This is a genomic window from Exiguobacterium sp. UBA7533, from assembly GCF_002479335.1.
Lineage (GTDB): Bacteria > Bacillota > Bacilli > Exiguobacteriales > Exiguobacteriaceae > Exiguobacterium_A.
Genome location: NZ_DLMP01000003.1, coordinates 313,739 through 328,837 on the forward strand (window position 1 = coordinate 313,739; position 15,099 = coordinate 328,837).

General features: G+C 47.9%; 14 protein-coding genes. 2 read left to right on the forward strand and 12 right to left on the reverse strand.

Annotated elements, in window-relative coordinates; genetic code table 11:
- Nucleotide 1 precedes the first annotated feature (1 nt).
- The 8 genes from B2U10_RS07110 to lepA form a co-directional block, all read right to left on the reverse strand.
- A complete protein-coding gene (locus tag B2U10_RS07110; RefSeq protein WP_035409283.1) occupies nt 2–748 on the reverse strand; it encodes a 16S rRNA (uracil(1498)-N(3))-methyltransferase in 747 nt (248 codons plus the stop codon).
- 4 nt (nt 749–752) lie between these two features.
- The gene (prmA, locus tag B2U10_RS07115) at nt 753–1,700 is read right to left on the reverse strand and encodes a 50S ribosomal protein L11 methyltransferase (RefSeq protein WP_056060066.1); all 948 of its coding nucleotides are present in this window, start codon (nt 1,698–1,700) and stop codon (nt 753–755) included.
- 25 nt (nt 1,701–1,725) lie between these two features.
- Nucleotides 1,726–2,832: a molecular chaperone DnaJ gene (dnaJ, locus tag B2U10_RS07120; protein WP_023467442.1), complete on the reverse strand. Its 1,107-nt coding sequence runs from the start codon at nt 2,830–2,832 to the stop codon at nt 1,726–1,728.
- 132 nt (nt 2,833–2,964) lie between these two features.
- Nucleotides 2,965–4,791: a molecular chaperone DnaK gene (gene dnaK, locus B2U10_RS07125; protein ID WP_056060063.1), complete on the reverse strand. Its 1,827-nt coding sequence runs from the start codon at nt 4,789–4,791 to the stop codon at nt 2,965–2,967.
- Between the two features lie 48 nt (nt 4,792–4,839).
- Entirely contained in the window at nt 4,840–5,397 is a 558-nt protein-coding gene (grpE, locus tag B2U10_RS07130) for a nucleotide exchange factor GrpE (protein ID WP_023467440.1), read from the reverse strand.
- A 24-nt stretch (nt 5,398–5,421) separates the two neighbouring features.
- Nucleotides 5,422–6,456 carry a heat-inducible transcriptional repressor HrcA gene (gene hrcA, locus B2U10_RS07135; RefSeq protein ID WP_035409289.1) on the reverse strand — a complete coding sequence of 345 codons (1,035 nt, stop codon included), beginning with the start codon at nt 6,454–6,456 and terminating at the stop codon, nt 5,422–5,424.
- 326 nt (nt 6,457–6,782) lie between these two features.
- Nucleotides 6,783–7,922 carry a radical SAM family heme chaperone HemW gene (hemW, locus tag B2U10_RS07140; RefSeq protein WP_290773627.1) on the reverse strand — a complete coding sequence of 380 codons (1,140 nt, stop codon included), beginning with the start codon at nt 7,920–7,922 and terminating at the stop codon, nt 6,783–6,785.
- Between the two features lie 64 nt (nt 7,923–7,986).
- Nucleotides 7,987–9,810 carry a translation elongation factor 4 gene (gene lepA / locus B2U10_RS07145; protein ID WP_056060060.1) on the reverse strand — a complete coding sequence of 608 codons (1,824 nt, stop codon included), beginning with the start codon at nt 9,808–9,810 and terminating at the stop codon, nt 7,987–7,989.
- A 232-nt stretch (nt 9,811–10,042) separates the two neighbouring features.
- Between lepA and rpsT the strand changes: the two genes are divergently transcribed.
- A complete protein-coding gene (gene rpsT / locus B2U10_RS07150; protein WP_023467434.1) occupies nt 10,043–10,303 on the forward strand; it encodes a 30S ribosomal protein S20 in 261 nt (86 codons plus the stop codon).
- A 127-nt stretch (nt 10,304–10,430) separates the two neighbouring features.
- Here the strand turns inward: rpsT and B2U10_RS07155 are convergent, their stop codons facing one another.
- Together B2U10_RS07155 and holA are read right to left on the reverse strand one after the other, a co-directional pair.
- Nucleotides 10,431–10,874 carry a GNAT family N-acetyltransferase gene (locus B2U10_RS07155; RefSeq protein ID WP_290786507.1) on the reverse strand — a complete coding sequence of 148 codons (444 nt, stop codon included), beginning with the start codon at nt 10,872–10,874 and terminating at the stop codon, nt 10,431–10,433.
- Nucleotides 10,875–10,886: 12 nt separating this feature from the next.
- The gene (gene holA / locus B2U10_RS07160; protein WP_023467432.1) at nt 10,887–11,888 is read right to left on the reverse strand and encodes a DNA polymerase III subunit delta; all 1,002 of its coding nucleotides are present in this window, start codon (nt 11,886–11,888) and stop codon (nt 10,887–10,889) included.
- A 100-nt stretch (nt 11,889–11,988) separates the two neighbouring features.
- On the opposite strand from holA, the gene B2U10_RS07165 reads away from it, so the two are divergent.
- Nucleotides 11,989–12,150: a YqzM family protein gene (locus B2U10_RS07165; RefSeq protein ID WP_023467431.1), complete on the forward strand. Its 162-nt coding sequence runs from the start codon at nt 11,989–11,991 to the stop codon at nt 12,148–12,150.
- Nucleotides 12,151–12,186: 36 nt separating this feature from the next.
- Here B2U10_RS07165 and B2U10_RS07170 read toward each other — a convergent pair whose 3' ends face one another.
- Both B2U10_RS07170 and B2U10_RS07175 read right to left on the reverse strand, forming a co-directional pair.
- Nucleotides 12,187–14,349, reverse strand: a complete 2,163-nt coding sequence (locus B2U10_RS07170; protein ID WP_290786510.1) for a DNA internalization-related competence protein ComEC/Rec2 — start codon at nt 14,347–14,349, stop codon at nt 12,187–12,189.
- Complete coding sequence (locus tag B2U10_RS07175) at nt 14,349–14,957, reverse strand: helix-hairpin-helix domain-containing protein (protein WP_290786513.1); 609 nt, start codon at nt 14,955–14,957, stop codon at nt 14,349–14,351. Before B2U10_RS07175 ends, B2U10_RS07170 begins: the two co-directional genes overlap by 1 nt.
- Nucleotides 14,958–15,099 lie beyond the last annotated feature (142 nt).

Genomic DNA, 15,099 nt, shown 5'->3' on the forward strand with positions numbered 1-15,099 from the left:
TTCACCCTTTCAATTCAAAATGATACGAGACGGCGGAAAGGACATACAACGGTGCCGTTTCCGTCCGTAAGATGCGGCGCCCTAGAGCGGCTTTTTTTAAACCGGCATCCGTCAAACGTGCGATTTCTGCTTCAGCGAACCCACCTTCAGGTCCGATGACGACAAGAAGGGAATCTCCTTCTTGCAGTCCAGCAAGCGTCATAGCGAGGACGGAGGCCTCCCCTTGTTTCGCTGATTCTTCATAGGCAACCAGACAAGCCGTGTAGTTCGATGCATCCTGTAAGACTTCATCATACGCCACGAAGTCGACTGTCGGCAAGTGGGCACGGTACGATTGTTCCGCTGCTTCCTTGACGATTTTTTCGAGGCGTTCAATCTTTTTCGGAACCTTCTTCTGATCCCATTTCGAGACGGAACGATCGGCTTCGAAAATCCGTAGATGATGCATCCCGAGTTCCGTTGCTTTTTGGGCAACGAGTTCGATCTTATCGCCTTTTGGCAATCCATGGGCGATCGTCACACGAATCGGTAACTCCGTCTCGATCGGTAAAGTCTCTTCGATCCGGGCAGAAGCCGCTTCTTTATCGAGTGCTTCCAGGCGACACCGGTAAAGACCTGTCCCGTCGAGTACGAGAATCTCTCCGCCGACTTCCATCCGCATGACGTTTTTCATATGGTGTGCGTCGTCTTTCGGGAGATGAAAGACATCTCCCTGACGCATCGAGGGCTCGACGAAATACCGTTGCATGCGCTTATGCCTCCCGTTTCGCGATGATTGCGACCCAGTCCTCAAGCTTCGTCGTCTCGACGATCGTAAATCCTGCTTCTTGCATCGCTTGTACGACCATATCTTTCTTCTGACTAATGATACCGGAAGCGATGAAATGCCCGCCTGGTAACGTCAGCGTATAGGCATCCTTGACGAAGAGGAGGATGACTTCCGCTAAGATATTCGCGACGATCAACTCGACCGGCTCACTCAATTCCTTCATCAAATCGCCTTGACGGACCGTGATCTGCTCACTGACGTTGTTCAAAGCGACGTTTTCTGTCGCTGATTTGACAGCGACTTCGTCTAAATCCAGTGCAAAGACATCTTTTGCCCCAAGCTTCGCTGCTGCAATCGCTAAGACACCGGATCCTGTACCGACATCGACGACACGATCTTGCTCTTGCAAGTAGTTTTCGATTGCTTGAATGCAAAGAACCGTCGTCGGGTGTGTTCCCGTTCCGAACGCCATGCCTGGATCGAGCTCGATGATCTTTTCACCCGGCTGTGGCGTGTAGTCTTCCCACATTGGGACGACTGTCAGGTGGCGGCTGATCTTGACCGGTTTATAGAATTGTTTCCATGAATGTGCCCAGTCTTCTTCATCTACTTGAGTCAGCGTGACAGCACCCGTGCCAATCGACAGACCGAAGTTCGTCAATTGTTGGATGTCCTGTTCGATGCCTTTGATCGTGTCCGTCAAATCGCTGCTTTCTGCAAGATATGCCTTCACGAGTACACCTTGAGTCGGGTACTCATCTCGTTTCGTCTCATCCCAAATTTCACCGAAGTTATCTTCGCGGTGGGACATCATCTCGAAATCTTCGACGTCCTCGATGACGACTCCGCTTGCTCCCGCTTCATGTAAGATGTTTGAAACTGCTTCGATGGCTTCTTGTGTCGTATGGACACAGATCTCTGACCATTTCATTTCTTGTCACGCTCCTCTGTAGTGATCACCCTGTAAAGAATGTCTTGATCCGGCTGAAGACACCTTCGTGTTGCTCTTCGACACCTTTTTCATCGCTGATTTCATTGAATTCCCGTAATAGTTCTTTTTGACGTTCCGTCAGATTCTTCGGTGTGATGACGACGACGTTGACGTATTGATCACCATGATGACCGGACCGGACGTTCGGCATCCCTTTTCCGCGGAGACGGAAACGTGATCCTGTCTGTGTGCCCGCTGGAATCTTCAGACTGACCTTGCCATGAACGGTCGGCACTTCGATCTCATCACCGAGTGTTGCTTGCGCAAATGTAAGTGGCATATCCATGACGATATGATCATCGACACGTTCGAACAGTTCGTGTGCTGCGACACGGACGACGACATACAAGTCACCTGCTGGTCCACCGTTGACACCGGCTTCCCCTTTGCCTGCTAAACGAATTTGTTGCCCATTGTCGATCCCTGCTGGAATTTTGACACGGACATCTTTGTTTTTACGGACACGACCAGCTCCACGACATGTTTCACATGGCTCCTTGACGATTTGTCCACGGCCATGACATGTCGAACACGTTGTTTGGTTGACGACACGACCGAACATCGTGTTTTGTTCGACGTTGATGTGCCCCGAACCACCGCATCGTTTACATGTTTCTGGATGTGTTCCTGGTTTAGCACCCGAACCATGACATGTACCGCAATCTTCTTCGACTGGGATCGTGATCGTCTTCTCGACGCCTGTGACCGATTCCATGAAGTCGATTTCCTCAACGTATTGTAAGTCCTGTCCTTTACGTGGGGCATTTGGATCTTGACGACGTCCGCCACCGAAGAACATATCGAAGATGTCGCCAAATCCTTCAGCTCCACTGAATCCACCGCCACCTTGTGATGGATCTTGGTGACCAAATTGGTCGTAACGTGCTCGTTTATTGTCATCGGACAACACTTCATACGCTTCCGATAATTCCTTGAATTTTGCATCCGCATCGGCTTCCTTGTTGACGTCCGGGTGGTACGTCCGGGCAAGCTTTCGGTAGGCGCGTTTGATTTCCGCTGATGAGGCATCGCGCGCGACGCCTAGTACTTCATAATAATCGCGTTTTTCCACGTGCAGTCTTCCTCTCTCTATTCCGATTCATTTCATACTGTTTGATTTTACCGAACTTCGTGCGACATGGAAAGAGCCAAAGCGCGGATACGCTTTGGCTCTCTCTAGCGCCCGAAAAATCGGTCGGATGAATTACTTGTTGTCTTTCTCGTCAACTTCTTCGAACTCAGCGTCCATGACATTGTCGTCTTGACCACTAGCTTGTGCGCCTTCAGCGCCAGCTTGTTGCTGTGCCATGTTCTCGTAGACTTTTTGTGTCAACTCTTGAACGACTGTCGACAATTCGTCTTTTGCAGCACGGATTGCTTCGATGTCTGTTCCTTCGAGAGCTTTTGTTACTTTTTCTTTTGCAGCTTCTGCTTTTTCTTTATCAGCGTCAGCGACTTGCTCACCAAGATCTTTGATCGCTTTGTCTGTTGCGAAGACGAGTTGGTCTGCTTCGTTGCGTAATTCAACTTCTTCTTTACGCTTGTTGTCTGCATCCGCATTTGCTTCTGCATCCTTGACCATTTGCTCGATGTCCGCTTCAGTCAAGCCGCTTGATGATTGGATCGTGATTGACTGTTCTTTGTTTGTTCCGAGATCTTTTGCAGAAACGTTAACAATACCGTTCGCATCGATGTCGAATTTAACTTCGATTTGTGGCACGCCACGTGGTGCTGGTGGAATGTCCGTCAACTGGAAGCGACCGAGCGTTTTGTTATCTGCTGCCATTGGACGTTCCCCTTGGAGGACGTGGATATCAACAGCTGGTTGGCTGTCTGCTGCAGTTGAGAAGACTTGTGATTTTGAAGTTGGGATCGTCGTGTTACGATCGATCAATTTCGTCATCACGCCACCCATTGTCTCGATACCAAGTGAGAGTGGAGTTACGTCGAGAAGAACGACGTCTTTGACGTCTCCAGTCAATACGCCACCTTGAACCGCTGCACCGAGGGCAACGACTTCATCCGGGTTAACTCCTTTGAACGATTCTTTACCAGTGAAGTCCTGGATTGCTTTTTGAACTGCAGGAATACGAGTTGAACCACCAACGAGGATGATTTTGTCGATTTTGTCTGGTGTCAGACCTGCATCGTTCATAGCACGGCGTGTTGGTTCCATCGTACGTTCAACAAGATCTGCTGTGAGATCGTCGAATTTCGCGCGTGAGAGCGTCATTTCCAAGTGAAGTGGACCTGATGCGCCAGCTGTGATGAACGGAAGGCTGATTTGTGTTGAAGAAACACCTGAAAGATCTTTTTTCGCTTTTTCAGCTGCATCTTTTAAACGTTGAAGCGCCATCTTGTCTTGAGCAAGATCGATGCCGTTTTCTTTTTTGAATTCTGCTACGAGATGATCGATGATTTTTTGGTCGAAATCATCTCCACCAAGACGGCTGTCACCTGCAGTTGAAACTACTTCAAAGACGCCATCACCGAGCTCAAGGATCGACACGTCGAACGTACCGCCACCAAGGTCATAGATGAGGATCGTGTGATCTTCGCCTTTTTCGAGACCGTAAGCGAGCGCTGCTGCTGTAGGCTCGTTGATAATCCGTTTTACATCAAGACCAGCAATTGTACCAGCGTCTTTTGTCGCTTGGCGTTCTGCATCGTTGAAGTAAGCCGGTACTGTGATGACAGCTTCTGTGACTTTTTCACCGAGGTAGTCTTCTGCTTGCGCTTTTAATTTTTGAAGGATGATCGCAGAGACTTCTTGTGGTGTGTAGTCTTTGCCTTCAACTTCTACTTTATAGTCTGTACCCATATGACGTTTGATCGACATGATCGTGTTCGGGTTCGTGATTGCTTGACGTTTTGCAACTTCCCCTACTTGACGCTCACCGTTTTTGAATGCGACGACAGATGGTGTCGTACGGTTTCCTTCTGCGTTAGCGATGACGACGGGTTCGCCACCTTCCATTACTGCAACACATGAGTTCGTTGTACCTAAGTCAATACCGATGATTTTTGCCATGATCTATTTCCTCGCTTTCAATGATTGGAATAATGAAGTACAGGCTGATTACTCAGCTACTTTAACCATACTCGGACGAATCACACGATCGTGCAATTTGTACCCTTTTTGGAATTCAGCGATGACGACACCTGACTCGTGTTCTTCGCTCGCTTCTTGAACGACCGCTTGGTGTAAGTTCGGATCGAACGCTTCACCGACAGCTGGAATCTCGACGACGCCTTCATTTTGAAGCGTTTCGACGAGTTGACGTTTTACCATCTCGACACCCGTCAAGACAGATTTCGTCTCCTCGTTTTCCGTCTCGATTTGGAGCGCCCGGTCCAAGTTATCGACGAGTGGCAACAGCTTTTCGACGATCGCTTGTGAAGAATACTTCGCGCGGTTCTCTGCTTCGACACGGTTACGACGCTTGAAGTTCTCAAAATCCGCACGGAGGCGTAATTCTGAAGCTTTTGCTTCTGCGAGTTGTGCTTCGAAGTCCGGCTTCTCGTCTTCGACGAGATCCGCTTGGATGACTTCTTCTTCTGTGACTTCGACGGTTTCAGTCGGCTCTGTCACGTTTTCTTCTTGTTGGAGGTTTTGATTCTGTTCTTTTTCTTCCACTCTGAATCGAGCCCCTTTCTATATTCAATCCAAATTGTTCTTATGCAATTCGGTTTGGAATGCTTGAAGTAGATGGATGATCGAGTTGATTCCCCGGTTGTAATCCATCCGTTTCGGTCCGATCAATGCGAGTGTCCCAATTGAGACACCGTCGACCGAATAATGGGCCCGGATGACGCTACAATCTTTTAATGCATCCATATTGTTCTCACTCCCGATCGTAATCAAGATTTGATTATCGAGATTCGGTCGTAGGAAATCGAGAACAGCTTCTTGCTGTTCGATCAGTTCGAGAACAGGTCGTAGTTTTGCGACGTCCTGAAATTCAGGCTGATCGAACATGTTGGCTTTCCCGCCCAAATAAATGAACGGTCGCTCCTCTTGATCCGTCAAGACGAGATCAAGTGCTTTCGAGAGCAATACCGTCTGCTCAGAATGCTCTGAACGGAAGCGACGGATTTCCTCAAGCAGACGACTGCGTAAGGCTGAGAGCGGCGTACCGCGCAACGTCTGGTTCAGACGTTCCATCAGTCGGCTCGCTGCTTCCTGGGACAACGCTTGATTCAATTGCAATGTCTTGTGTTCAACATGTCCCGTCTCTGTGACGAGAACGATGACGACACGACCCTCGGCAAGAGGAATTAATTCTAGATGATGCAGTCGTTGTCCGTCTTCTTTTGGTCCAAGTACAAGTGTCGTGTAATGGGTTAAATCACTCAACAGGTCTGCTGTGTGCCGAATCAACCGATCATTCTCATTCACGGAATGGGCAAAGAGTGACTTCAATGCCTGTGCTTCTTTTGGTGTGATGTTTTCCGGACGAATCAGATGGTCGACATAAAAACGATATCCGAGTTCGGAAGGAATCCGTCCTGCGGAAGTGTGTGGCTTTTCAATCAGACCCATCTCTTCGAGGTCCGCCATCTCGTTACGAATGGTCGCGGAACTGAACGTCACGTCGTCTCGTTTTGAGAGCGTCCGTGAGCCGACGGGTTGAGCAGTCTTGATATAATCATCGACGATTGCACGTAAAATCAACAATTGACGATCCGTCAGCACCTTCTTCACCACCTTATTTTGTTAGCACTCACTTTTAACGAGTGCTAATTACATCTTTTACTATAAGGAATTGTCCGCCCGATGTCAACCGAATTGCGTGACCCTTTGAACAGTTTCCCATTCTGCGATACAGTGAAACAAAGAACGGAAAGGATGAATCGGATGATTGAATTATTGGCAATGGCGGGAGTCTTTGTCTGGCTGTTCATCGCGGTCATCGGAACGACTGCGTATTTTTTAAGGAAGTCGAAAAAATGAGAGAAGCGGTGTTCCACATTTGGGAAACACCGCTTCTCTCATTTTCATTGATTTCAGCTACTCTTATGTCATTGTACTTGCGCTTCACCAATGAACTCTGCAAAGACTTCGTTCGCTAGCGGAATTCCGGCTGGCGTCAAACGGATATGTGTCTCCGTCTGCTCGACGAGACCGTTTGGCAACAACCGTTTCATGACTTCACCAAATACATCTTTAAACGCTACTCCATACTTCTCCTGGAAACGCTCGAGCGATACGCCGTCCTTCATTCGAAGACCGAGGAACATCTCTTCTTCCATCCGCTCAACGTTCGTCAACGGCGTCTCTTTTCGAACCGGTAACCCTTCCGCCTTGATATAGTGCGGAATCGGTGCGATGTTCGCACGACGCGTCTGATTGATATAGCTATGTGAGCCTGCACCAAATCCGTAGTACTCATCGTTTTCCCAGTAGACGCGATTATGACGACTCTCTTTTCCAACTTCTGCGAAGTTCGAGATCTCATACTGTGCATAACCACCTGCTTCAATCGTTTCGATCATCACTTGATACATCTCTGCCTCGAGATCTTGCGTCGGTAGCGGTAGTTTTCCTTTTCGCTCTTGAATCGCAAAAACCGTGTGTGGTTCTAAAATCAATGAATAGGATGAAATATGCGTAATCGGTAATTGTAGCGCCCGTGTAACGTCGTAGCGGACCTGATCGAGCGTCTGATTCGGTAATCCGAACATCAAGTCGACGGAGATGTTATTAAATCGTTTCGCTGCTGCATCGAGCGTCTGCGCGACTTTCGCTTCCCGGTGCGTTCGACCGATGCGTTCGAGCAAACCATCGTCAAACGATTGGACACCGAAACTGACACGATTGACACCACCTGTCTTCATGATATCAAGTTTCTCTTCCGATACACCGTCCGGATTCGACTCGACCGTATACTCTAAATCGTCACCTGTTAGTGGCAACAAATGCTTTTGAATGATTTCCATTAAACGTTGCATCTGTGGTTCATTCAAAGCAGTTGGTGTGCCACCACCAATGAAGATCGTCTCGAGATGATCTGTCGGGTATTGTTTCAGCGTCAGTTCGATTTCGCGTTCAAGCGCATCGAGGTATTCATCGACGGGCTGATTCTTTAAAAAGACTTTATTGAAATCACAGTAGTAACAAATATGTTCACAAAAAGGGATGTGGACATATGCGGCGCGTATTCCCATTTCGCCTCATCCTTTCTCTATAAAAACCAAAAAGGGGACGCAAGCGCCCCCCACCTGTTTAATCTTCGTCCATAGATAGAACGGACATGAAGGCTTCTTGCGGTACCTCTACTGAGCCTACCATCTTCATGCGTTTCTTACCTTCTTTTTGCTTCTCGAGCAACTTCCGTTTCCGAGAGATGTCTCCCCCGTAACATTTCGCGAGAACGTTCTTCCGTAATGCTTTAATCGTCGAACGCGCGACAATCTTTGTTCCGACTGCTGCCTGAATCGGCACTTCGAACTGCATCCGCGGAATCAATTCCTTCAGCTTATCAACGATGACCTTTCCACGTTCGTACGCGAAGTCACGGTGAACGATGAAGCTGAGCGCATCGACGTTTTCGTTATTAAGAAGGATATCCATCTTGACGAGACGCGACTGTTGATAGCCGATCAATTCATAATCAAGTGACGCATATCCTTTTGTACTCGATTTCAACTGATCAAAGAAATCGTAGACGATCTCAGATAACGGCAATTCATAGGTGATTTTGACACGTGTCGTATCGATGTATTGCATATCGACGAATGTTCCGCGTTTCTTCTGACACAACTCCATGATTGCACCAACGTAATCATTCGGTGTCATGACAGCAGCCTTAACGAACGGCTCTTCAATGAATTCAACTTTTTGCTGATCCGGCATCTTCGATGGGTTATCAACATGCAAGACTTCACCCGCTGTCGTCGTCACGTGATAGATAACGGACGGTGCCGTCGTGATCATATCGATGTTGAACTCACGTTCGATCCGCTCCTGAATGATTTCCATGTGGAGCATCCCGAGGAATCCACAACGGAATCCGAATCCGAGTGCTTGTGAAGTCTCTGGTTCGAATTCGAGCGCCGCGTCACTGAGTTGCAGTTTTTCAAGTGCTTCTCGTAAATCATTGTATTTCGCAGCATCGATCGGATAGAGTCCACAGTACACCATCGGATTCATTTTTCGGTATCCTGGCAGCGCTTCAGCAGCCGGCTGTTTCGCGAGCGTAATCGTATCCCCGACACGTACATCGCCGACCGTTTTGATCGAGGCCGACAACGTTCCAACATCACCAACTGTCAATTCTTGCTGACGTAATGGTTTTGGTGTTGCGACAGCAAGTTCAAGGACTTCGAAATCCTTACCTGTCGACATCATTCGGATTTTATCGCCAACCTTAACTGTTCCGTTGACGACTCGAATCGAGGCAACGACACCACGATACGCATCATAGTACGAGTCGAAGATCAATGCTTCAAGCGGTGCAGAGGGATCACCCGTCGGAGCTGGTACTTTCTCGACGATCTGTTCGAGAATTTCTTCGATTCCGATTCCGGCTTTCGCGGATGTCGGAACGGCTTCAGACGCATCAAGTCCGATGACATCTTCGATTTCTTGACGGACGCGTTCGACGTCTGCAGAAGGCAAATCGATTTTGTTGATGATCGGAAGGATTTCGAGATCGTTGTCGAGCGCTAAGTAAACATTCGCAAGCGTCTGCGCTTCGATTCCTTGTGCCGCATCAACGACGAGAACAGCTCCTTCACAAGCTGCAAGTGAACGCGAGACTTCATATGTGAAGTCGACGTGTCCCGGTGTATCGATGAGGTGAAGAATGTAATCTTCCCCGTCTTTTGCTGTATACTTCAATTGAACAGCATTCAGTTTAATCGTGATGCCACGCTCACGTTCGAGCTCCATGGCATCAAGTGTCTGATCTTTCATTTCACGCGATGTCAGCGCGCCAGTTTTTTCTAAAATCCGGTCAGCGAGTGTCGACTTCCCGTGATCGATATGGGCAATGATCGAGAAGTTACGAATACTCTTCTGCCGCTTTAAACGGTCTTCATTCGTCATGTTTAGAGTCACCTTACCTTATTTTCAAACGTACATACGGTTCATTATACCAAAAAGCGCTTCACTGTACTATCTCGTTTTGTTTTACCCGAAAAACAAAATGTGAAGATTCCCTAGACGTCGTATTGCTTTTAAGAAAAACGTTTGCTACAATTGTGTTTGTTCTGTTGAACGATAACTGCAGATATGCGAATATAAATCTCGAATGAGTTTTATTGGAGGTGAATCATCCATGGCTAACATTAAATCAGCAATCAAACGCGTTAAAACAGCTGAAAAACGCCGCGTCGCTAACGTACAACGTAAATCGGCAATGCGTTCAGCGATTAAAGCAGTCGAAACTTTCGCAGCTGAAGGTAACAAAGACCAAGCGGTCCTTGCTTTCGCTACAGCTTCTAAAAAAATCGACAAAGCTGCTGCTAAAGGTCTCATCCACAGCAACAAAGCTGGTCGTGACAAATCACGTCTCGCTAAACTCGTAAACGCACTTTAATTCTTTCCGAAGAATACGGTGATGGGTCGCCACTAGGAGGTATCTCCAGTGGCGATTTTTTTATATGATGTGAAATGGCGGACGAAGGACTCGTGTGAAACGATTCCTTCGTCCGCCATTTGTTGTCCTATTTGTCGTTTAGACGGTCGATCATGACATAGTGAATACCAATTCCTTCAATCATGAAAGGCTCTCCGACGCGCTCTAGTCCAAGACGCTCATAAAAAGGAAGGGCCGTAACGCGGGCGTTACACCACCAAGCTGTCACTTGTCGTTCTTTCAAGAGACGACGGGCTTCTTCGATCAGCGCCCGACCATATCCTTCACCACGCACTTGTTCACTCGACGCCATGCCACGAAGTTGGTACGTCGCTCCTGGCGCTTGTGCATGTGATTGTTCCGAGAAACTACCGATCGCGACAATTTGTTGTGCTTTTATCCCGCCGAGATGAAACGTCGAGGCACGCGCATCGTCTGGATAAACACACGCTTCACGTGGTTGATGCGGACGCAACACTTCATGCCGTAATGGGATGACTTCTTCTGCTGTTATGAGCTGGACTTCCATCATCATTCTCCTCCTCTATAGTGTCGCTAAGCGAACGATCAACGCATCGAATAGAATCTTCTTATCACCGCGCCCCGTCTTCATGCCTTCATCCGTCGTCGTGATGGCGATGAGTGCTTGCTCGAGCTGCGCAAAGGTAAACCGCTTCGCAGATTGTAATGCCAATTTGATCGCATAGGGATGGGCTCCGACTTTCGATGCGATTTGTCGTTCTCCGTATCCTTGTTCTGCTAATCGTTTCGATAACAGCATCATCCGGTATTGGCGTGCCATCAGCCCAAGAAGGGCCAACACTTCCTGTCCCTGTTTTTCAAGGTCGCGAATCAAACGGATTGCTGGTTCGAGTTGACGCTTCATCAAGTAGTCCGTTAATTGAAAGACGTTGTCCTCTAATGTCCGCGGAACCAACAAATCGACATCCTCGATTTCGATCGTCGGGCGATCTCCTGCGAACAACATCAACTTCTCGAGTTCGTGCGCTAATGTCCCCCACATCTCAGCAGTCAGGAAAATAAGCCGCTCGATCGCCGGACGTTCCATCCGGTACCCTTTGTCATTGACGGCATCCAGGACGAAGCGGAACAGCTCTTCGGTCGTCGGTTTTTTCGCCTCCAGCACCGTCGCGCGCTCCTTCAATCGTTTAACGACGGTTTTTCGTTCATCGAGCTTTTCTGCTTCGACAATCAAGACAACGACCGCATAGTCTGCCGGTTGTAGGATATAATCTGCTAACCGTTCGAGGTTATGTTGTTTTTTATCTTTTGCTCCTGTCAGAAACGTTGCAGGTTTTGCAACGACGACACGGTAGTCACTCAAGAATGGCACCGTCTCTGCTTCATCAAGCACCGCATCAAGCGGTTGGTCGTTCAAATCGATTTTCATATAATCAAAGCGTTCTCCGTCCGGAAGAGCCGCTTTCACGATTTCACGTTCCCATTCTTCTAACAGATGTCGTTCCGTTCCATATAATAAGTATAAATTCGCTAATTTTCCGTTGACGAGCCAAGGAGTTTTCATCATTCCCACCACATTTCACAGTTTGTTCTTAACTTCATCATAGATAATCCTCTTTTATTCCGCTATACTAGAAGCGGAATCTATTAAGGGGGAATGCAGCATGGCACATTCAGTACGCCCACCAAGTGAAAACGCGTTCGAGAACGATATTCAATCAAAACGCAACGATGCGCTCGACTCTGCCGTTGGTTTTGGTGCATCATTCGGCTTCTTCGCAGTCTTGTTCATCATCGGTGTCGCAATTAAGTTCTTAAGTCTATAATCAGTAAAACAGCAACCTTGGGGGGTTGCTGTTTTTTTATTTTATCATAGGTTCACAGCCCGCTGAAGAACAAGTTACACTCCCATCCTCATCCGTTCGAAAGACGATCCGATCTGTCCCGATTCGTTCGAGGACGTCCGGATATGGATGCCCGTATCGATTTTTTCGTCCGACTGACAAGATGACAATCTTCGGATTCGTCTTTCGTAAGAGTTCTTCACCGGTCGACGTGTTCGAACCATGATGACCTGCTTTTAGAATATCGATCGGACCAATCTTTAACTCGTCTTCGATTGCTAGTCCAGCGTCGCCCGTCAGTAAAACACGTTGCTTGGCAATCTGTGCGAGTAATATGATAGACCGATCGTTTTCTTCTTCTTTTCGTCCAGTTGGTGCAAGTACCTGTAACCAAGGACGAATCGTTTGCCCCTTTTGAACGAACTCAACACGCGTTCCAGTGGCTTCGATAGAACGAATCAAATCATTTCGCTTCTCATCCATGTTGTCATATGCACCTAAATAAATGGTTTTCACGCGAACTTGGCGCAGTACACCTAGAAGTCCACCGACGTGATCGTGATCAGCATGTGTCACGATCAGACCGTCAATTTCGGCTTCTCCTCGTGTGAATAAAAAGGGAGCGACGATATGACTACCTGGATCAAACGGACGGAGCAGTGGATGCGTCGTTTGTTGATAAACGCCACCGGTATCCACAACGAATGTCTCTCCTGCTTTCTCAAGCACGATACTATCGCCTTGCCCAACATCTAAAAACGTGACTTGCTCAGGTGCGCGCCACTCCGTGTAGCCCCATGCCGCAAGTAAAAGGATCCACGGGAGAACATGCCCCCACCATCTCCGCTCAGCAATGAACCAAGCGATTCCCATTCCGACAACGACGATCGTCAAGACGATCGGAGAAAATGCCGGAACGGCAACCATCGCCAACGGTAAATCCTCCGCCAGTCGTAACACTTGATCCATCCATTGAATCGCATACTGATGTGCGATCTGAAACGTTGAACGAATCGGTAAGAACGGAAGTGTCGCGAGAATGAACGATCCCGGCAGAATCACCCATTCAATCCAGCTACCAATCAATAGGTTCAACAATGGCGACCAAATTGAAACAGTCGTCTGTTCAATACCCTGCAAAAAGAGGAGTGTTCCAAACTGTGCCCAAGCACTGATCAGCAGCCAGTTCCAAGGACGACGAACCGAACCCATTAGTCGTCTCGACAGCACAAGAAACAGCGTCAGTCCGACCGTCAATTGAAATCCGATATCGTAAATGACAGTCGGTTGAATCGCCAATTGAAAAGCCGCTACCCCTGCAATGACCTCCACCGGATCTAACGGTTTGTGGAAACGACGACCGAGCAACAGAATGATCGCGACAAGAACAGCTCGTGTGACTGGAGGGCTCCACTCCGTCAACCATCCGTAAATCGGCAGTAAGATAAGAACGATATCGAGTCGTTTTTCTTTTGTCATTCTGATTTTTCGTAAGACATATAGCAGACTAAATACTAAAAAAGCGATATGTGATCCTGAGATGACGATTGCATGTAATAAGCCGAATTTCTTAAACCGTTCGAGCGTCACTTGATCCATTAGTCGATCCTCACCAAACACAAGCGCTTCGACGTAGAATGCTTGCTTTTGTGGTAACAATTCTTCGATCCGCTTTAGCCATACTTCACGTACCCGTCTTCCTTCTGCCGCATACCCAGGTGTCGGATGACAGGAATCAAATGAACGGACTTCCCACTTTCCAGCGTAACGATGTGTATGCATGAATTGCTGTTCATCAAACCCTCCCGCATTCGATTGTTGGCGGACATCGAGCGGTTCCGTATTTACGCGACAGGAGTGCCCGATTCGTTCGTATCCTGTTTCTTCTTCCGTAATCGTTGCCGTCAATAGAACCGATTGACCGTTACTCTCTGCCTCATAACGAATTCGATCCCCATTACGCTTCCCTGACAAGATGTCAACAGACGAGACGTCATGCGGTTCAGGTGACAGATGACCCATTCCGATGAATAGGCAACTCAGAATGAACAGAAAAAAGAGACGACCGATTGAAAAAGACCATGATTTCAAGACAGCGAAGAGCATGAGGAGCACTAACCACCAAATCGATTCTTTGATGGCAACGATGAGTAAGAGGACGAACAGCGCATGAAGTGGCATCAGTAGACGATCAGGTAGGATTTAAGCGATTCTAACGTCTTTTCTCCAAAGCCCTTCACATCTCCGAGTGATTCATACGTCGCAAATCCCCCCTTCTCCTCACGATAGGCTAAGATCGCTTCTGCTTTGGCGGGACCAATTCCCGGAACCTCCATCAACTGTTCCGCCGTTGCTGCATTGAGGTCAATCAATCCTTTTGGTATCTCTGCTTTTGAGCGTTTCGTTGGTTTTGGCTGACCTTTCCCTTTTTTCACCGGCACGATGACTTCCTGTCCATCGATCAGACGTGCCGCGAGATTCATTTGTCGAATATCGGCTTTTTCAGTCGTCTTTGCTTTTTCAATTGCATCCTTCACTCGATCACCCAAATGAAATTGATAAGGTCCAGGCGCTTCTACTGCTCCTTTTACGTCGACCATGATGAGTTTGTCACGCATCGAGGTATCCTTTTCTGCTGGCTCTGCTTTTGCCTCTTGTTGTTTATCCGTTAAGGACGGTTGATCGACCATCGCTTCATTTGAACAAGAGGGTAATGGTACGAACAATAAAATGATGAGCAGCAGGACGACGACGAGACCTGCTATCTGTTGCAAACGTGGAACGGTCAAGACGAATCCCTCCTTTTCCCACGACTCTAACAGGTCACTACAGACTTCAGGAAACGAAGGAATACGCACTAACCATTCTTTACAGCACGATCCTGCGGTGTTTCGTCGGATGAAAGTCCTACCATCCATACCGTTACTTTGA